This is a genomic window from Hymenobacter mellowenesis (assembly GCF_030581005.1).
Classification (GTDB): domain Bacteria; phylum Bacteroidota; class Bacteroidia; order Cytophagales; family Hymenobacteraceae; genus Hymenobacter; species Hymenobacter mellowenesis.
On sequence record NZ_JAUQSX010000010.1, the window covers coordinates 1 to 18,163 of the forward strand.

17 protein-coding genes and 1 tRNA gene are annotated in these 18,163 nt (G+C 58.2%); 3 read left to right on the plus strand and 15 right to left on the minus strand.

All coding sequences use genetic code 11. The annotated features are described in order from the left end of the window. Positions 1-632 precede the first annotated feature (632 nt). From Q5H92_RS17930 to tsaB, 5 genes are all read right to left on the minus strand, one after another. Positions 633-1,976 (minus strand): serine hydrolase, encoded by a 1,344-nt coding sequence (locus tag Q5H92_RS17930; RefSeq protein WP_305012934.1) that lies wholly within the window; start codon positions 1,974-1,976, stop codon positions 633-635. A gap of 66 nt (positions 1,977-2,042) precedes the next feature. Beyond that, a complete protein-coding gene (locus Q5H92_RS17935; RefSeq protein ID WP_305012935.1) occupies positions 2,043-3,329 on the minus strand; it encodes a hypothetical protein in 1,287 nt (428 codons plus the stop codon). A 69-nt stretch (positions 3,330-3,398) separates the two neighbouring features. Beyond that, the gene (locus Q5H92_RS17940; protein ID WP_305012936.1) at positions 3,399-4,727 is read right to left on the minus strand and encodes an APC family permease; all 1,329 of its coding nucleotides are present in this window, start codon (positions 4,725-4,727) and stop codon (positions 3,399-3,401) included. Between the two features lie 160 nt (positions 4,728-4,887). Beyond that, positions 4,888-5,415, minus strand: a complete 528-nt coding sequence (locus Q5H92_RS17945; protein WP_305012937.1) for a DUF2480 family protein — start codon at positions 5,413-5,415, stop codon at positions 4,888-4,890. 95 nt (positions 5,416-5,510) lie between these two features. Further along, entirely contained in the window at positions 5,511-6,212 is a 702-nt protein-coding gene (tsaB, locus tag Q5H92_RS17950; RefSeq protein WP_305012938.1) for a tRNA (adenosine(37)-N6)-threonylcarbamoyltransferase complex dimerization subunit type 1 TsaB, read from the minus strand. A gap of 150 nt (positions 6,213-6,362) precedes the next feature. Between tsaB and Q5H92_RS17955 the strand changes: the two genes are divergently transcribed. Further along, the gene (locus Q5H92_RS17955) at positions 6,363-6,800 is read left to right on the plus strand and encodes a suppressor of fused domain protein (RefSeq protein WP_305012939.1); all 438 of its coding nucleotides are present in this window, start codon (positions 6,363-6,365) and stop codon (positions 6,798-6,800) included. Positions 6,801-6,868: 68 nt separating this feature from the next. On the opposite strand, the gene Q5H92_RS17960 is transcribed toward Q5H92_RS17955, so the two are convergent. The 3 genes from Q5H92_RS17960 to rpmH form a co-directional block, all read right to left on the minus strand. After that, entirely contained in the window at positions 6,869-8,563 is a 1,695-nt protein-coding gene (locus tag Q5H92_RS17960) for a S41 family peptidase (RefSeq protein ID WP_305012940.1), read from the minus strand. 27 nt (positions 8,564-8,590) lie between these two features. Further along, positions 8,591-9,040 (minus strand): ribonuclease P protein component, encoded by a 450-nt coding sequence (locus Q5H92_RS17965; RefSeq protein ID WP_305012941.1) that lies wholly within the window; start codon positions 9,038-9,040, stop codon positions 8,591-8,593. A gap of 155 nt (positions 9,041-9,195) precedes the next feature. Beyond that, the gene (gene rpmH / locus Q5H92_RS17970) at positions 9,196-9,354 is read right to left on the minus strand and encodes a 50S ribosomal protein L34 (protein ID WP_046246180.1); all 159 of its coding nucleotides are present in this window, start codon (positions 9,352-9,354) and stop codon (positions 9,196-9,198) included. Between the two features lie 141 nt (positions 9,355-9,495). On the opposite strand from rpmH, the gene Q5H92_RS17975 reads away from it, so the two are divergent. Then, on the plus strand, positions 9,496-11,229 hold the full coding sequence (locus Q5H92_RS17975) for a M61 family metallopeptidase (protein ID WP_305012942.1): 1,734 nt from the start codon (positions 9,496-9,498) through the stop codon (positions 11,227-11,229). Positions 11,230-11,300: 71 nt separating this feature from the next. On the opposite strand, the gene Q5H92_RS17980 is transcribed toward Q5H92_RS17975, so the two are convergent. From Q5H92_RS17980 to Q5H92_RS17995, 4 genes are all read right to left on the minus strand, one after another. Further along, complete coding sequence (locus Q5H92_RS17980) at positions 11,301-11,543, minus strand: hypothetical protein (RefSeq protein ID WP_305012943.1); 243 nt, start codon at positions 11,541-11,543, stop codon at positions 11,301-11,303. An 83-nt stretch (positions 11,544-11,626) separates the two neighbouring features. Next, the gene (locus Q5H92_RS17985) at positions 11,627-12,799 is read right to left on the minus strand and encodes a hypothetical protein (protein ID WP_305012944.1); all 1,173 of its coding nucleotides are present in this window, start codon (positions 12,797-12,799) and stop codon (positions 11,627-11,629) included. Positions 12,800-13,118: 319 nt separating this feature from the next. Beyond that, complete coding sequence (locus Q5H92_RS17990) at positions 13,119-14,060, minus strand: PfkB family carbohydrate kinase (RefSeq protein ID WP_305012945.1); 942 nt, start codon at positions 14,058-14,060, stop codon at positions 13,119-13,121. Between the two features lie 109 nt (positions 14,061-14,169). Continuing rightward, positions 14,170-14,243, minus strand: a tRNA-His gene (locus tag Q5H92_RS17995). A 248-nt stretch (positions 14,244-14,491) separates the two neighbouring features. Between Q5H92_RS17995 and Q5H92_RS18000 the strand changes: the two genes are divergently transcribed. Beyond that, entirely contained in the window at positions 14,492-15,901 is a 1,410-nt protein-coding gene (locus tag Q5H92_RS18000) for a DEAD/DEAH box helicase (RefSeq protein WP_305012946.1), read from the plus strand. Positions 15,902-15,907: 6 nt separating this feature from the next. On the opposite strand, the gene Q5H92_RS18005 is transcribed toward Q5H92_RS18000, so the two are convergent. The 3 genes from Q5H92_RS18005 to Q5H92_RS18015 form a co-directional block, all read right to left on the minus strand. Continuing rightward, positions 15,908-16,750 (minus strand): hypothetical protein, encoded by an 843-nt coding sequence (locus Q5H92_RS18005; protein WP_305012947.1) that lies wholly within the window; start codon positions 16,748-16,750, stop codon positions 15,908-15,910. 100 nt (positions 16,751-16,850) lie between these two features. After that, positions 16,851-17,243: a small multi-drug export protein gene (locus Q5H92_RS18010; RefSeq protein WP_305012948.1), complete on the minus strand. Its 393-nt coding sequence runs from the start codon at positions 17,241-17,243 to the stop codon at positions 16,851-16,853. A gap of 213 nt (positions 17,244-17,456) precedes the next feature. Then, a complete protein-coding gene (locus Q5H92_RS18015; RefSeq protein WP_305012949.1) occupies positions 17,457-18,137 on the minus strand; it encodes a tetratricopeptide repeat protein in 681 nt (226 codons plus the stop codon). Between the last annotated feature and the right edge of the window lie 26 nt (positions 18,138-18,163).

Here is an 18,163-nt window from a genome sequence, read left to right on the forward strand (position 1 = left end):
TGATGTCGAGTGCGAATCCGACTCGTATTGACGAGTTCTATGTATTCGTGTTACGCTTGTAATTTCTACTTCCAACATTGCTGTTGAAAGCCCTTACTATTTATCTTTTCCAAACATTCAAAGAACGTGTATCACTTCCATTTGAGGTGACCGTGTGGCTGTTAGCAGCCGGTGTTTCTTGCTTTCGCTTCCCTTTCTGGCGATTGGGAGTGCAAAGGTAAGAAGAAGTTTTGAACTGGCAAGCGAGAGGCGAAAATTTTATTCTTTCTTCGTTTCGCTTTTCAAGTCTTTCCGGCCTCCTGTTGAAGCGGGGTGCAAAGGTAAGGCGCTTTTTTCGACTTTCACAAGGGCTTTCGAAATTTAATTTTCGAGGGCTTTGCGAAGCGGCACGACGGGCAATACACGTATCGTGGCCGTGAAGTTCCTGTCCTTTCAATTTCTCTGCGGAGCAGTTGCTGCGGCAGAACCCGAGGCCCGGTTGGCGATTGGGAGTGCAAAAGTAGGGGGAATTTCTGGGGTGGCAAGGGGTGACGGGCAACTTTTGTGGGGAGCGGACGTAAAGGTGGCGCTTTTAGGGAGGCGGTGTGTTTGGAGTCAGGGACTTAGGGAGCGGAGGTTTTTTTTAGAAAATCTTAGCGGATTGGCTCGGGGGCGAAGAATTCGGTGAGGTTGGGGCGGTATGGGCGGGGGCGTTGGGTTTCGTATTGGTGGATTTGGCGGCCTAATTGGGCGAGGAAGGGCTGGCCGATGGTGTCGTATTCGTAGGCGCCGTCGTTGATGATGCCGTCTTGGTTGACGTAGAGAACGGCGCTGAGGAGGAATTCGGACTGGTGGAGGGAGTCGGCGAAGTAGGCAACGTCGGCGAGGTAGCCGTGCGACATGCCAACGATGTTGTAGATGCGGAGGGTGGATTGGTGGGGGATTTCGGGATTGCGGCCGTAGTAGAGGTATTTTTTGTAGGCGTCGAAGTAGCGGGCGGGGGCGTAGGGGTGGTAGCCGGACTCGTGGGGGGTGGCGTGGAGGTAGCGGCGGAGGAAGGCGTAATCGGTGGGCGTGAGGCGGAGGCGCTGGGTGGCAGGGACGGATTCGGGGAAGAGGATGCTCTGGAGAAGGGCGGTGATGTCGGGGAGCGGAAGATGGTTGGCGGTGGTGAAATCGTAGGGTTCGGGGATGACGCGGCGGCCGGCCTGGTGGGCGCGGCCTTTGAGTACGCGGCCGAGAGGGCTGGTGTAGGAGGTGGGATTGGTTTGTGCGGGTTGTTTATAGAGGGTATCGCCTTGGGGGGTGTGGAAGCTGATGGGGTTGGTATGGCGGTTGGCGGCGGTGTCGCAGGGGGCGAAGCGGCGGGTGATGCGGGTGGTGGAATAGCCTAGTTCTTGGAGGCGTTGGTTGAGGGGGCGCTGGCCGAGGAATTCGTAGAGGCGGTTGTAGGCGATGTTGTCGCTGACGAGGAGCATCCGCTTGATGTAGTCGCCGACGGTGGCGGTGCGGTCGGAGTCGGCGGGAGCGGCGAAGGGCACGGGGGTTTGGCAGCGGTAGGAGGTGCCGGTGGCCATGATGGTGCGGCGGGTTACTCCCGGTTTGTGGATGTCGTTAAGCTTTTCAAGGGAGAGAGCTACTACGGGGAGTTTGACCAAGCTTGCTGGATTAAAGTATTGCTGGGGGTTGAGGTGGTAGGTGTGGGGGGTGAAGGTGGGGCGGTTCTGGGCGTCGCGATTGATTTGGGTGTAGATGATTTGGAGCTCGTATTGGGGGTTGAGGGCGACGCGGGCTAGTTGGGGATTGGCTTTTAATAGGGAGTCTAGTAGTGGGGAGTCTCCTGGCGCTAAACTCCCCTCCCGGCCCCCTCTCCCGTGGAGAGGGGGAGCCTGACGACGGCTTTTAGCGGCCAGGGTTATCAGGGTTGTTATTGATAACAGAAAGGCAATTCCTATTATATAGTATAGAGTAGGGCGAGATTGATGGAGCGTTTTCATAAGATAGCGAAATAAAAAGGGCCGTGATGTTGCCACCACGGCCCTGTGGGGCAGTTTTCGAGTTATTTAATCAGCCAAGGGGACCAGACGTTTGGCGAGGAGGAGGTTGGAGTCGGTTTGACGCCAGTTGTAGCCAGTGCCGAAGGGGAGCGGTTTGGGTTTGCGGAGGGTGTCGCGGTAGGCGGCGGTGAGTTCGGGCTGGTATTGCTTGGCGAAGAGGTTGATGGGGCGGCGGTAGGTGCCGTAGTAGTTGAACTGCCAGGCGCCTTTCTGGAAGTACTTCATGGCAATGCCGGAATCGTCTTGCAGGATGTAGCGGCTGCGGCGGAGGACGGTGCGGCGCACTTTGTTGAAGTACGACTTGTGCATGAGGTAGGTGGCCGACTTCACGTAGGTGGTGAGGGGGCCGAGGTGGCGCACGAATTCCAGCGGGGCGCTTTTGGTGGTGAGCTTCCAGTCGCTGAGGTCGGCGGAGAAGTAGTAGACGGTTTTGGGTTGGCCGTCGGGGGCGCGGAGCTTCATTTCGACGCCGGGGATGGATTTTGGGTCGGGGGTTTGGGTGGTGTCGGTGGGGGCGTCCTGGAGCAGGCCGGCGGCATCGAGCTGCACGGGGCGGATGGCGGTGATTTGGTTGCCAGTGCGGGCGGCGAAGAGCATCATCAAGGGCAAAGCGCCGTCGAGTTCTACTGATTTCAGGTCCACGGCCATGTCATTGGTGCGGAAGAAGCTGAAGTTGAGTACCGACCAGAGCGAGGTTTTGACGGCGGGCAGCAGCTTGGGATTTTCGAGCGAGGTGCGGGCGGGGATGCTGCCGACGGGTTCGAGTCCCATGAGCACGTAAGTTTGGCTGGTGGGGAACATCGTGACGACGTTCAGGAAATCGGGGCCGCTGAAGGGGTAGAAGATAGTGGGGCTACTGGCGTGGACCGAATCGAGCTCGGTGTTGGCCCACTGCGTCATGCGCGTGGTGTGGGTGGCGCGGTATTTATCCCAGCTTTTGTCCTGGTCTTTGGCGAAGGCCTGCCAGGCGGGTGTGGCGGCTAGGGCGGTGAGGTCGCTGTGCTGGCTGGGCTGGAGGCCGCCGAGGAATAGGGCGACGTTCTGGGCGTAGGCGGTATCGGGGGCGGCGGTGGTTTTGGTGGTAGCGGCGGTTCCCGGAGCGACTGAGGCAGCAGATGTATCCGACGCTATAGCGACGGGCGACTTGGTGGAATCGATGGTGTCGGCCGTGGTGGCCATAGTTTCTTCCTTGACGGAAGTCGCAGTTTCAGTTTTTTTGTTCGACTCGGAGCAAGCGGAAAGCAAGAGCAAGGCGGCGGGCAGGAGCCGAAGCGCGGCGGTGCGGAGGGACATTATAAATAGTATGATGAGAAACGGTGAGCGGCAGAAGCGCCCAATGAAGCTGCAAGTTACGGAAGTGAGTTAGCCTTGGGGAGCGGCGGGAGAAACCACCAAGCGTGTGGTGAAGAAGTAAACCAGCGCGCCGATGGCCAACGTAGCCAAGCCGTAGAGCGACTCCCACGGCTTGTCGCGCAGAATGAAGAATAAGGTCCAGCCGCTAAGCGCAAGGAAAATAAGTGGGGTGATGGGGTAGCCCCAAGCGCGGTATGGACGCGGCAAATCGGGCTGCCGGAAGCGAAGCACGAACAAGCCCAACACCGTGAGGAAAGTGAACAGGTTGAGCACAAAGCCGGCGTATACCAGCACGCCTTGGAAACTGGGCTTCAAAACAAAGACCAGCGTGATAGCCGTTTGCAACAGCAGGGCCCGCACAGGGATGCCGGCGCGGCTTTTGGGAGCGAGGAAGCGCAGGGCGGGGATGTCCTCCCCCATCGCCTGGACGATGCGGGGGCCGGCAAAAACCATCGAGCTGATGGTGGAAACGAGGAGGGCCGCGATGACGCCTCCCATCAGCCGGCCACCGAGCGAGCCGAAAAGGGAGGTAGCGGCCACGAATCCGACTTCGACCTGGTCCTTCAAACCCGCTATGGAGGTGGAACGGAGGAAGACGTAGTTCAGGCCTACATATAATAGGAGGACGATGGCGGTGCCGGCCAGCAGAATGCGCGAGAGGTTGCGCCTGGGGTTTTCGATTTCGCCGGTGACGTACACGGCGGCGTTCCAGCCGGAGTAGGCGTAGCTTACATACACGAGGCTCACGGCAAAGGCCGGGCTGAGAAGGGCGCTCCAGCCGGCATTGTCGGGCAGAAAGCTAATGGCCTGTCCCTCTCCTACTACCATGCCCACGCCGATAAACACAATCAGCACGCCCACTTTAAGAGCGGTGATGATGATTTGGAGACGGCTGCCGACACGGGTACTGCTGCCATGAACCACAGTGAGGGCCAGCACCACGGCCACCGAAAGCCATTGCGGATGCAGGCCCGGCCACACGCTTTTGGCGTATTGGCCCAAGGCCAGGGCGGCCAGGGCGATAGGAGCTGCGAAGCCCACTGTGGCCGAAACCCACCCCGAAAGGAACCCCAGCGCGGGGTGGTAAATCTTACTTAGATAATGGTATTCGCCCCCCGAGCGGGGCATGGCGGCCGCCAACTCGGCGTAGCTCACGGCCCCACAAAGGGCGATGAGCCCACCCACCAGCCACAGCATCAGCAGCGCAAAGCCGCTTTGGATGCCCATTACCTGAAACCCAAGGCTGGTGAAAACACCCGTGCCCACCATATTGGCAATGACGATGGCCGCGCCAGTGAGGAAAGTTATTTTATAGGGAGTGCGGGTAAGCTCGGGCATGGTGCAAAGATGCAAACGAGTTATCCGACAGAATTGTGGTAAATAGAACGTCATGCCGAGCGCAGCCGAGGCACCTCGCTCGCACCGTTGCAATCGTATTGATTACTTCAGCACGCGAGATGCCTCGGCTACGCTCGGCATGACGTTCTGTTCAGCCTATTTATTCCACCACACTGGCAGTCTTGGGCTTTTTATAAAGTGGCACGGTGCTGCACGGCTCGCCGTACATGATGCTGCTGGTAACGGGGAGCAGCTTTTGCATGATGGCCACGTAGGCGAAGGTGGGCACGGGCTTGTCGCCGCAGCCTTTCACCACCACTTTGGCATCGCGGTATTCTTCGGTATCAATGGCGGCAATGGCTTCTTCGAAGAGCGACTGCTCCAGGGCATCGAGGTTGCCGAAGACGTAGCGGTGGGCGTGGCCCTGCAGCTTGGTGGCGAGCAGCATGTAGGCCCAGGTGGGCACAATGGCATCGGCCGAGCAGACGATGGCGACATTTTTATTGTCGTACTGCGTCCAGTCGTGGGTTTTTACGAACTCGCGGAAGTCCTTTTCGCGCAGCATGAGGCCGTGGAAGAGGTTGTCCTTGATGTCGTACACCACCCGCTCACCGGGGTGCAGCATTTCTTCTAGGTTGAGGGTAACGAGGCCAGAATTGGCGACGCGGTTGACGAAAAGAGGTTCCATATGCTGTAGCATGGACTCTGCGAGTCCGCGTATTGATTGATGAATAGCTGACCGGCGCGAGGGCGCGGACTCGCAGAGTCCACGCTACATTCGCGCTACTTTACTTTCGGCGTGGTCGTGTACACTTCTTTCAGGTAAAATGGCTCGTAATACGCTACGTCTTGGAATTGCTGCCGGTGAAAGGCAGCTACGCCCAACTGCCCCACCGAAATAGCCGACGGCTCAATGCCCGCCAAGAAACCAGCATTAGGCTGTTCCCCCAGCAAGGCCTGAAACTTCGCCGCGCCGTGACCGAAGAATAACACGGAATGGTGGGCCAATTGTTCGGCCAGCGTATCGGCATCGAGCAGCAGCGGCGTGGGCGCCAGCACCTCCTGCCCGTCAGGCATGTAAAGTGCGGCGTATACTTCCGTGCGCCGAGCATCCAGCATGGGGCAATACAGCCAGCTTTCGGGCCGGGCCGTGCCAGCGGCCACCTGCGCCGTAAGGGCTTGCAGGGTGCTCACCGCTATCAGCGGAATATCCAGCGCGAAGCACAAACCCTTAGCGGCAGCGCCTCCAATGCGCAGACCAGTGTAGGAACCGGGCCCGTCACTCACGGCCACGGCGGCGAGGTCGGCCAACTGGTGGCCGGTGTTTGCGAGTAACTGCTCGATGAGGATAGTGAGGTGGGTGGAATGCGACTTATCGAGCCGCAACTCGGACTGGCCGACCAGGGAGCCGTCGGCCACGCGGTGCAGGGCTACCGAGCAAACAGGCGAAGAGGTTTCGAGGGAGAGGAGGAGGGATTTGCTCAATGTAAATTTGAAATTTCCAGCGCAAAATTATTGACGATGTATAATCTGGAGCTACTCAAGCAGCACTTAGAAACAAATTGGGGCAAGAGTATCGATAAGAAAGAATAGACTCCAGACCCGCTCAAGAAAATGTCGGAGGACTTTTCTGTATTGGAATTTCCTCCATCGAAAAAACATGACTTCTGGATTTACGCTACGCTTGGAATGTCAACCGATAATCCAGCCAACTTGATTGAGTTGCATGTCTTTTCTCACAAGCAAGATTCGACACTGATTGAGTTACTTACTATTACGGCTTCCTTCCACCGAAACGACACTACTCTTGGCTTACATCATACTGTCAATTTCGGACAGCCTTGGCAAGATGATTCTACGTGCAGCTTCGGCTTCATTTCGCTTCCTTATATGGATGGCGAGGCTTTAGAGATTTTCAATTTCGAGAATGGGCACCTGCATAATCTCTGGCTGATGCCAATTACAGAAAGTGAAAGAGATTACAAGATTGAGAACGGATGGGATGCGTTGGAGCAACGATTTGAAGATTGTGGGCTGGATTACCTGAATCCACAACGAGCTTCTTATGCATGAAAAAAGCAGACACTTCTCAGCACCTGCTTTTCTATTTAATTATCGCAGTCCAATAACGCCCTTCAAAATTACTTCGTCCCCGCCGACTTGCGGGCGCTGGCGGCCTGGCCCGTGGGCTTCAATAGCGCGGCGTAACGGTTCGGGTCATTCAGCACGGCGACGGCGGCGATGATGTTGGGGTCGTCGTCAAAGCCGGCTTCGGTGCGGCCCTTCTCGAAATAGTAGCGCGACACGATTTCCTGCTCCAGCAGCTCCTTGATTTCGGGCTTGAAGCGCTGCAGGTCGTTGGCTTTGTTAACGGTGATTTTCTTGCGAACGGCTTCGAGCTCCAGCTTCACGTCGTCGTAGTGCTTTTCTTCTTTCACCTTCTTGCTGAGGTCGGTGAGGGCCTTTTCGGCGTCGGTGCTGTAGCTGATGTTCTTGCCTTGCAGGTAGGCCACGAACTTCTGGTAGTCGGCGTCCGAGAGCTTGAACTGGCGGGCGGACACGATGGTGGGGTGCTCGGCGCGGTAGCGGGTGGCGTAGTCGAAGAGGTAGCTTTTCTGGAGCAGAATGCGGGTGATGTCCGCAATTTCGCGGTCCTGCACCTCAATGTCGGGGGCCACGCCGCCGCCGTCGTACACGGTGCGGCCGGCGGTGGTTTTGAAGGCCGTGCGCAGCGAATCGGGGAATTTGCCCAGCGTGCCGTCTTCAGCGCGGTGCGCGTAGTCGATTTCCTGGATGCAGCGGCCGCTCGGGATGTAATACTTGGCGGTTGTCACCTTCAGCTGCGAGTTGTAGCTGAGCGGGCGCGTGGCCTGCACGAGGCCCTTGCCGAAGGTGCGCTCGCCTACAAGCACGGCGCGGTCGTAGTCCTGCAGCACGCCCGACACGATTTCCGAGGCCGACGCTGAGCGGTTGCTCGTGATGATGGCAATCGGAATCTGGGTATCGAGCGGTACGTCGAGCGCCTTATAGGTTTTGTTCCACTCCGTCACCTTGCCCTTGGTGCTCACCACGTCGAGGCCTTTGTCGATGAAGAGATTGGAGATGTTCACGGCCTCGTTCAGCAGGCCGCCGGGGTTGTCGCGAATGTCAAACACGATTTTCTTCGCGCCCTGCTCCTTGAGCTTGGTCACGGCAGTACGCACTTCCTTGCCGGCATCCACCGTGAAACCACCGAGTTGGAAGTAGCCCACATCGCCGGAAATCATACCGGTGTACGGCACGTTATCGAGGTGAATTTTATCGAGGGTGATATCGATTTGCACGGGCTTGTCCTGGCCGTAGCGCGTCACGAGCAGCTTCACCGTCGAATTGGCCTGGCCCTTAAGCAGCTTACCAATGTCGGAATTCGTCTTCTTGTCCACCACGATACCGTTGATATCGAGAATTTCATCGCCGGGAAGCAAGCCGGCTTTCTGGGCGGGGTAGCCTTCGAAAGTACTCATCACCACGGCCTTGCCATTGCGCTTGGCCACCGACGCCCCGATGCCGCCGTACTGCCCGGTGGTCATGGTGCGGAAGTCCTCGATGTCGTCTTCCGGGATATAATTGGTGTAAGGGTCGAGCGAGCGCAGCATGGCGTCGATGCCGGTTTTCACCAGCTTGGCGGGCGTTATCTCGTCGACGTAATAGGTATTGACTTCCTTGAAAAGCGTGGCGAAAATGTCCAGGTTCTTCGCGATTTCGAAGTACCGCTCGTTGTCGGAAGCGGCGCGGAACGATACCAAACCCAGCGTGCTCAAGGCCAGGGCAGCAAGTAGCTTTTTGCGGATAGTCATACAGAACGGATAGCGGCTGGGCGGAATCTACGAAGCCGGCGGTAAAGCAGATGCTTCAACAGTCGTGCCTATCAAACGAAGAATACCGGAAATTAATTTTTTTTCCACCAGGGCCAGTGGACTTTTTTCCTTCCCCGTGAAGATAATACCCAGCAGAGCGATTTCGTGCCCGTTAGGTTGCTCCGTGAGCCGATATTTATTGAGCCGGTACGCCTCCCGAATCAACCGCTTGAGCCGGTTGCGGTCGACGGCCCGCTTGAACGTGCGCTTGCTCACGCTGATGAGTACCTGCGGCGGGGCTGCGGTGGGGGCCGCCGCTTTTATCCAGACAAAGCGCAACGGGTAAACGCCAAAAGAGGAACTCTGCTTGCTGAACAGCTCTTCGATGAGCTTCTTGCGGCACAGGTGCTCCTCTTTCGGGAAAGTATATTTCCGCTTAGCGGTTAGCGGAGCGTCGTTAACTGTTGGCTCGGTCACGGTGCTTGTCTATCGGCCGCTGCTGTGGCGGCAAAAACCACTCTGGCGTGGCCAAAAATAGCGAAGCCGCATTGCCACGACAGCGTGACGCTGTCTCAGCAATGCGGCAATCTGTTAGCTACCAGCCAGAAGCTTTCGGCTAACGGCTAAAAAGACTAGCGCTTGTGCTTGCCTTCGTCGGATACGGTGAGGCGCTTGCGGCCTTTGGCACGACGACGGGCCAGCACGTTGCGGCCGTTAGCAGTTTCCATGCGCAGACGGAAGCCGTGCTTGTTCACACGCTTGCGCTTCGAGGGCTGATAGGTACGTTTCATATCAAGGAATCTTAAAAAGACGAGTTTCGAGTTGGGCCGGCAAAGGTACGGGCTTTGGCTGGAAAAGGCAAGGGCTTCAGCCACTTTTACGATGGCGGGCACGTAGGCAGTAGTTTTAAGGCCATTTATACCGTTTTGGCGATGATTCACTACCGCGTTTCCTACGAGAATCCCCTCACGTTCTACCTGCAAATCGAGCTAGTGCTGGACGTAGCCGCCGATGCCCAGGCCCCGCTGGAGCTCCAGCTCCCGGCCTGGCGCCCGGGCCGCTACGAGCTGCAAAACTTCGCCCAGAAAATTCAGCGCGTGGTGGTGGAAGATGCCTCCAGCGGCCAGCCCCTCTCCTACCGCAAGCTCACCAAAGACCGGTGGGAATTGCCCAGCGCGGCCGGCCGCACCATCCGGGTGCGCTACAATTTCTACGCCCACCAGATGGACGCCGGCGGCTCTTGGCTCGACGAGTCGCAGCTGTACCTGAACCCCGTGCAGGCGCTGATGTATGCCGAGGGCCGGCAGGACGAGGAATGCGAGTTGACGCTGGCCATTCCCAAGGATTGGCAGGTGGCGTGCGGCTTGCCCCAAACCGCGCCCAATGTGCTTTCGGCGCAGAATTTTGACCAACTGGCCGACTCGCCGCTGATTGCCAGCCCCACGCTCACGCACCAGCAATACGAGGCCGGCGGGCTGCCCTTCCACGTCTGGGTGCAGGGCGAGGCGCTGGTGAACTGGCCGAAGCTGCTGGCCGATTTCAAAGCGTTTTCGGAGGAACAACTCACCATGTTCGGTGGCTTTCCGGTGGCGGACTACCACTTCCTGAACCAGTTTCTGCCTTACAAGCACTATCACGGCGTGGAGCACAACAATTCCACGGTGATTACGCTGGGGCCGGCCGAGCTGATTATGAGCGAGGGCTTGTACAAGGAATTGCTGGGTGTGAGCTGCCACGAACTGTTCCATACCTGGAACATCAAGAGCATCCGGCCCGCCGAGATGCAGCCCTACGACTACAGCCGCGAGAATTACTTCCGCACCTGCTTTATCGCGGAGGGTATCACGACGTACTACGGCGAGTACCTGCTGGCCCGCAGCCACGTGCGCACGCCCGCGCAGTATTTTGAGGAGCTGAACATCGTCCTCCGCAAGCACTACGACGATGCCGGCGGCGACAACCTCTCGCTGGCCGATGCCAGCATGGACCTGTGGCTGGATGGCTACAAGCCTGGCGTGCCCGACCGCAAGGTGTCGGTGTACCACAAAGGCGCGTTGGTTGCCCTGCTCCTAGATTTGACCATTCGGCAGCTTTCCGGCCACGCCCGCAGCCTCGACGACGTGATGCGGCGGCTGTATGAGGAATTCGGCAAAACCGGCATCGGCTACACGGAGGAGGACTATGTGCGCCTTGTGAACGAAGTGGCCGGGCGCGACATGCACGCCTATTTCGACAAGTTCATCTACGGCACCGCACCACTGCAGGAGCCGCTCGACCGGGTACTGCACACCGTAGGCTGCCAGCTGCTGGTGGGCGAAAACGCTTCGGCCTCAGAAGGTCACTTCGGTTTCCGCACGGTGGTGAAGAACGAGCGGACGGAGGTCACTGGCATCTGGCCCAACTCGCCCGCTGCTGCCGCCCTGACCGTGGACGACGAAATCGTAGCCGTAAATGGCCGCCGAGTCGATATGAACCTGCAAAGCCTGCTCAGCAGCGGCGAAGCATCTTATGAGGTAAGCGTATTCCGCCAGAACCGGCTGCTGACGGTGACGCTGGCCGCCACGCCGGGCGTCAGCTTCGGGCAGCGGTATGCGATTGATAAGCTGGAAACGGCCGATGCGGCGCAGCAGCGCGGGTATCAGCAGTGGCTGGGCTGGGAGTTTTAGGCTGATTCAGATACTAAAAAAGGCCCCGCCGGACGAATCCGGCGGGGCCTTTTTTGTTGATTTCGCAAAGGCTAGTTGCCCTGTTTGCCGGGGCCTTTGCCGCCGCTCACCGACATCGGGCGGTTGCCCTGCGGGTTGTTGCGGATGTTGTCGACGCCGTGGCCGGCGCTGTTGCCGTCGGTGGTATTGCCGTGCGCGGAAACATCCATCGTGTTCGGGCTCTGCACTTGGGTGCTTTTCTTTTTGGTATTAGCGGCCGGGTTCACGGACGTTTTTTCGTTCTGAAGGTCGGTGTCTTTCTTGGCGTGTCCCATGGCGGAAAGTAGTTGAGTGGAGGATAGAAGGTTGTACCCTTCCGCCGCCAAAAAGTTGCGGCCCCCACTCAAAGCATTCGGGCTTAGTAGTCATTCAACGATACCTTGCCCAGCTCCTGCCAGTTCACGTCGCTGGCCCGGAGCGGCGTGTTGCTTTGGTAATAGGTGCCTTTGCCATCGGTGTAGGCGTGCTCGTAGCGGTTGTCGAGCTTCACCCGCTCGCCGGTGCTGGGGTTGGCGAACTTGGTTTCGTTGCGGATGACGTTGTCGACGTAAGCTTCGTGCTGGCCGTCTCGGCGGGCCTCGTTGGCCTGGTAGTTGGCCATGTTTTTATCCATGGTATTCATGCGGTCATTGAAACGAGCCGTATTGGCGGCCCCGGCGGCGGCAATGTCCTGCATGCGCTGGTTGTGGGCGGCGGTACTGGCGGCCGTGTTGGCGGCGATGCCGGCCATGGTTTCCTCGTGCTGCCGACGGCTGGCTTCCGAATTGGCCTGGTAGCCTTTGGTCATCAGCTCAGTGTTCTTTTTCACCCATTCCGGGTTGCTGACGATGGATTCCTGAGCCGTTTTGGTGTGGGCATAAGTAGCGGCCAAATCCCCGGTGGTTTGGGTGATGGAAGGCACCACCGACCAGCTGTAGAAAGTATCGCCGTTGCTCTGCATCTGGCTGACGCCCATGCGGGCCTCCACCCGCACCTTGCGGCCGTTGGCCAGTACGCCATCCACCGAGGCGCTCGATTCCATTCGGTTTTCCTTGGCAAGGTGCGGCGGCGTGCTGCGCTCGTTGCCAATGTTGCGCAGCTGCACGCCGTTTTGCGCCAACTGGGCCAGCAGCACGCGCTTTACATAGGTGAGGGCCGGCATCGGGGCCAGCTCGTTGGGCGCCATGCGCGTATCCTGCATGCCCATTTGCTGCTTTTGCTGGCGCAGGTTTTGGGCGGCGGGGCCGTCGCTGTAGACGTAGCCGTTCGTGGGCAGGTAGTCGATGCGTTGCGCCGCATCGGGCGAACGGAAGCTGATATAAATCTGCGCGTTGGGCACGGCCCCATCCCACACCCGCTTAAACGACTGATTCACCTGCCAGCCGCGCGGCACTTTCAAAGCAAAGGCCACCATGTTGCCAAAATCCGGGTCGACCACGCCCAGCAGGCGGTATTGGCCGGTTTTGGGCGGCTGGGGCTTGCCTTGGGCGGGCTGCCCGGCGGCAGTGGCGGCCTCTTCGGCATTCTCAGAGGCACTTGTTGAGGTGGCCATTTGCGGACTGGTTCGGGCTCCGGCTTCTCCAGCCTCAGAAGCAGCATTGCCGCAGGCCATCGTGCCCACTGCCATCCCTAACAACACCATTGAGAAGTAGCGCATAGCGAGAAGTTGAAGTGAAAACCAGGTGAATTATTTCAAATATATCTTATTTATCTCATATTTAATAAAACCATTCAAACCCGAGCAAACGAAAAGTGGCGTCACCTTTTCCCTTGGGAATAAGTGACGCCACTTGACTAAAAATCAATTTTTATCAGGAATAACCCGATGCGGAATTCATCCCAGCACCAGCCTTGGGTATTCCTGGCAATGCCTACGCCGGCACGTTGGCCACAGCCGAAGCCGGCACCACTTTCACCAGCTCGGCAAACTGGGCTTCGCGGGCTTCTACTTCCTCATCCGTGAGGTTGAGCAGGCGCTCGGTGCCGAATTTCTCCACGCAGAACGAGGCCATGGCCGAGCCGTGAATGACGGCGCGCTTCATGTTCTCGAAGCTGATGTCGTCGGTGGCGGCCAAGTGGCCGATGAAGCCGCCCGCGAACGTGTCGCCGGCGCCGGTCGGGTCGAATACTTCTTCCAGGGGCAGCGCCGGGGCGTAGAACACCTTGTTTTTGTGGAAGAGCAGCGCGCCGTGCTCGCCTTTTTTGATGATGAGGAATTTCGGGCCCATGGCCATGATTTTCCTGGCGGCCTTCACCAGCGAGTACTCGCCGGAGAGTTGGCGGGCTTCTTCGTCGTTGATGCTCAGCACGTCTACCATTTCGATGGTGGCGATGAGTTCTTCGAGGGCAATGTCCATCCAGAAGTTCATGGTGTCCATCACAATCAACTTAGGCCGGTTCACGAGGCGCTGAATGACGAGGCGCTGCACCTGCGGGGCCAGGTTGCCCAGCATGAGGTATTTGCAGTCTTGGTAGCTGTCAGGGATGATGGGGTCGAAGCTGCCCAGCACGTTCAGCTCGGTGGTGATGGTTTCGCGCGAGTTGAGGTCCTTTGAATACTTGCCCGACCAGAAGAACGACTTCTCGCCTTCCTTGATTTGCAGGCCTTCCACGTCCACGCCGTGTTCTTCGAGCAGCAGGATGTCGGACTGCGGGAAGTCGTCGCCGACCACGGCCACCAGTTTCACGGGTTTCAGCGAGTAGGACGCCGAAAGGCTGATGTAGGTGGCGGCGCCGCCGATGATTTTATCGGTTTTGCCGAAGGGCGTTTCCAGGGCGTCGAATGCGACGCTGCCGATGACGAGCAGACTCATGCAGGTAAAATGTGGTGAATAAAACGGTCGAATTAAAGCCGCATTAAAACGGATTCATTGCAAGCAACAAAAAAGTCCCCGGATAATTCCGGGGACTTTCTTTCGGGAGGGTAAATAATGGGGCTCGAACCCACGACCTTCGGAATCACAATCCGACGCTCTAACCAGCTGAGCTATATCTACCAGGTTTGTTTTGGTGGTGCAAAGATAGAAAAAGAAGCGGGATTGAGCAAAAAAAGTTCTGCCGTGTGGCAGCCGCGGATACTTGAACGTCATGCAGAGCGCAGCGAAGCATCTTGCCCGCAGTCACTAAACCTGACGTTGCAACGATTGAATTAGTGGTGGCGGGCAAGATGCTTCGCTGCGCTCTGCATGACGGGCTTTTCCATCGTTCAATAGTCCTCCGCCCAAAAAATCCCGACCTTTGCCGGATGGAACCCAATACCACCCCATCGTTCAACGATTTCAAACTCAATAAGCAACTCCTTTCCGCTGTGGCCGAAGCAGGCTTCACCGAGCCTACGCCGGTGCAGGTGCAGACCATTCCGCTGCTGCTGGCCGGGCACGACGTGCTGGGCATTGCCCAAACCGGCACCGGCAAAACGGCCGCCTTCGGCCTGCCGCTTTTGATGAAGGTGAAATACGCCCAGGGCACCAACCCGCGGGCCCTGGTGTTGGCGCCCACCCGCGAGCTGGCTATGCAGATTGAAACCCATTTGAAGGCGCTGGCTGTGAATACCGACCTGCGCATTTTCGCCATTTACGGCGGCCTGGGACCGAAAACCCAGATAGAAACCATTGCCGAAGGGCTGGATATTCTGGTGGCCACGCCGGGCCGGCTGCTCGAAATTTACCTGAAAGGCGCCGTGCGTCTCACCGACCTGAAAACGCTGGTGATGGACGAGGCCGACAAGATGATGGACATGGGCTTCATGCCCCAGATTCGGCGCATCCTGGAAATCATCCCGCGCAAGCGGCAAAACGCCCTGTTCTCGGCTACGATGCCTGACCGGGTGACGACGCTGAGCGAGGAGTTTCTGGAATTTCCGGTGCGGGTGGAGGTGAGCCCGCCGGCCAAAACGGCCTCCACGGTGAGCCAGGTGCTGTACGAGGCGCCCAACCTGCTCACTAAAATCAACCTGCTGCACTTCCTGCTCTACCGCGACATCGATACCATGACGCGGGTGCTGCTTTTCTGCCGCACCAAGCAGCACGCCGACCAGGTGGCCCACTTCCTGGAGCGCAAGGCCCCGGCCGGCGAGGTGCGCGTGATTCACGGCAACAAGGGCCAGAACGCGCGCATGAACAGCATGGAGTCCTTCAAGGCGGGCGAGGTGCGCTACATGGTGGCCACGGACGTGGCCGCGCGTGGCATCGACGTGCCGCAGGTGACGCACGTTATCAACTTCGACGTCCCGATTGTGCACGACGACTACGTACACCGCATCGGGCGCACGGGCCGGGCGCAGCACATCGGGGCCGCCATCACCTTCGCCAACGAGGCCGAAATGGTGCACATCGGCGAGATTGAGCAGCTCATCAACCAGAAAATTGAGCTGCTGCCGCTGCCCGAAGAAGTGGTGGTGGAAGAAACGCCCTTCGAGGAAAAGCAGAAGATGGGCCGCGAGCTCGACGACCGCCGCAAAAAGCTCGACCCTGAGTTCAAAGGCGCTTTCCACGACCGCAAGGAGTGGATTAAGCCCGGCGTGACCATCGACAAGCGCACCGGCAAGCCCTTCAAGGAAGGCCAGAAGAAAAGCACCAAGGGCGCCAAGGCCTTCGTAGGCAAAAAAGGCGGCTCGAACCCCGGCGTGAAGGCATTGAAGCGGCGCGGGCGGTAGGCGGGCCTAAGGTTTGGCTTGCTCCGGATGCCGCTTCTTTTGGTCTTCGTTGATTTTATCCCAAACCTTTTTGGTCAGAACCACTAGTTCGTCTTTTTCGCAGCTCCAGATGGAAATATAGGTTGGCGAAATCACGTAATACTGCTTCCAACCAGGGTATTTCTCATACAGCATGAGGGTGCAGATGTCGGTGGCGGTGATGTATTCGCCGGTGGAGGGCAAGTGGCTGTGCATACCGGCCACTTGCGCCTCTCCTTTGCCGTATTCAATAGGAATGATGTTTTTGTGCAGCCGGGTCTTTGCGACAACGTTGTTGCGGGCATCGAAATCTATCCGGTAATCATTGCCAAAAACCACCACATTGGGCACACTCGGCCCAGTCAGCACGTACACTTTTCGCTGCTTTTTACCTTTGTCAATCAGGGGGATGATGTTCAGATTGGTGTTTCGATACGTTTTGAACAGCGTATCGGAATTGATGACAGCGAGTGCTTTCTGCCGGATGGTGTACAGGTCGGCTTCGTAGGGCGTGAATGCCCGGGCCGAGGTATCAATTTCGGCCGTTTTCACATTGTAGATGCTGTCGAAGGAGATAACCGCCACGGTTTTGGGGGCGGCTTCCTTGGAGAAGAAAACGCATCTGGATTTACCGTTATCAGTATAGGAAAAGTAGCCGCCCGAAACGGGGCTTTTGCTTTTCAGCTTTTCCAGAAAAATATCCGTGCCGTACCAAGACGCCGCTTCCGAACGGTAGAGCATCTTGCCCTCGTCCAAAATTTGCTGGTGAGCTTGTGCCCAGGCGCTTAGGCTGCCCGAGGTGCAGCACAACGCCATTATCAGTCTTTTCATAAAAGTGCGCATATCTCAGTCGGGGAGCAAAGTAAACCCGAGGAGAACAGCAAGCGGCACCTACGGCCAGCAACCACTGAAAAGAAGCCAAGCCGCCAAGCTACTTGTGGTGCAGCAGGTGCCCGAAGTGGATGCTGGCAAAGGTGAGGGCCGTGCCCCAGAACAGCGCGCTCAGAAACATGTGCAGCAGGATGCGCTGCCGCGGCACGCCCAGCAGCGTGGCAATGACGGTGCCGCCGATGGGCGACAGCAAAATGGGCGTGAGGAAGGCAATGCCGCCCATCCCAAACTTGCGAAACACCTTGATGATGTTGCGCGAACGTTTCGTGAAGATGGGCTCGCGGCGCAGGCGGCGCTGCTTTTGCCGGTGCCGCATCCAGGTGCCGCCCACGCCGGAGAAAACGAACACGCTGGTCATCATGCCGGCCACGGTGAGGGCCAGCGTTTGCCAGAAATGCAGCCCCATGGAAGCCCCGGCCAGGGGGCCACCCAAAAATTTGACCGTGCTCAACAGGAACACAGACGCACATTTAAGAGCGGGATGAAGCACGAACTGACGGAAAGGCGGGCGGTGGAAGGGGGCAGCAAACGCGGGGTGGGCGCAGGGCAAAGTTAAGACACTGCCGTTTGGTTCACGGCCTGCCGATGCTTTCGGCACCGCTGGGCAGCCCAGCCCTTCTCAGTTGATGCTTTGAAGCACTAATCGTCATTGCGATGATTGGTCAAGCGAGTGTTTGGCCAGCTGCAGATACCGTTGCAAGTGAGGCGTTTGGGCATTCAAGGCTTGTGCCCTCTCCAGTGCGGCCAGCGCGGGTTCGTACTGGCCTTGCTCGTAGAAATAAATGCCCAGGTTGCGATGGGCATAGGAGTTGACCGGGTCGAGCTGCAGGCTGTGCTGAATGTCGGCCAGGGCCTTGCTGGCGCGGCCGGAGCGCAGGTAGGCGAAGCCGCGGTTGTTGTACGCGTACGCTTCGACGGCACGCAGGGCAATGGCCTGGTTGAAATCCGGAATGGCCTCCTTGTATTTACCAAGCACCAGCAGCGCGTAGCCCCGGTTGTTGTAGGCCGATAAATCGGGGTTGGGCCGGGCCAGCAGCGCAGTGTATTTGTCGATGCTTAACTGCAGCTTGTCCACGTTCTCGCGCAATGCCGCCTGAAACGCCCGGTCCCCGGCATCAAAGTCGCCGGGACGTTCCTTTTCAAACAGCTTGCTCATTCTGAGCGCCAGCAACTCTCCTTCGCAGCGCAAGCAAATCTGAACCGACGAACGCCACTGCTCGGCGCTAAAGCTCAGGTAGGCAGGCGCGTCCACCGTTGAAACCGTATCGATACCGGTTGAAATGGGGCCGAGATTGGCGCGGCGCCTGGGCGGGGTGGGCGATGCCAAGGCTCGTCGGTTTTGCCGCCATATCA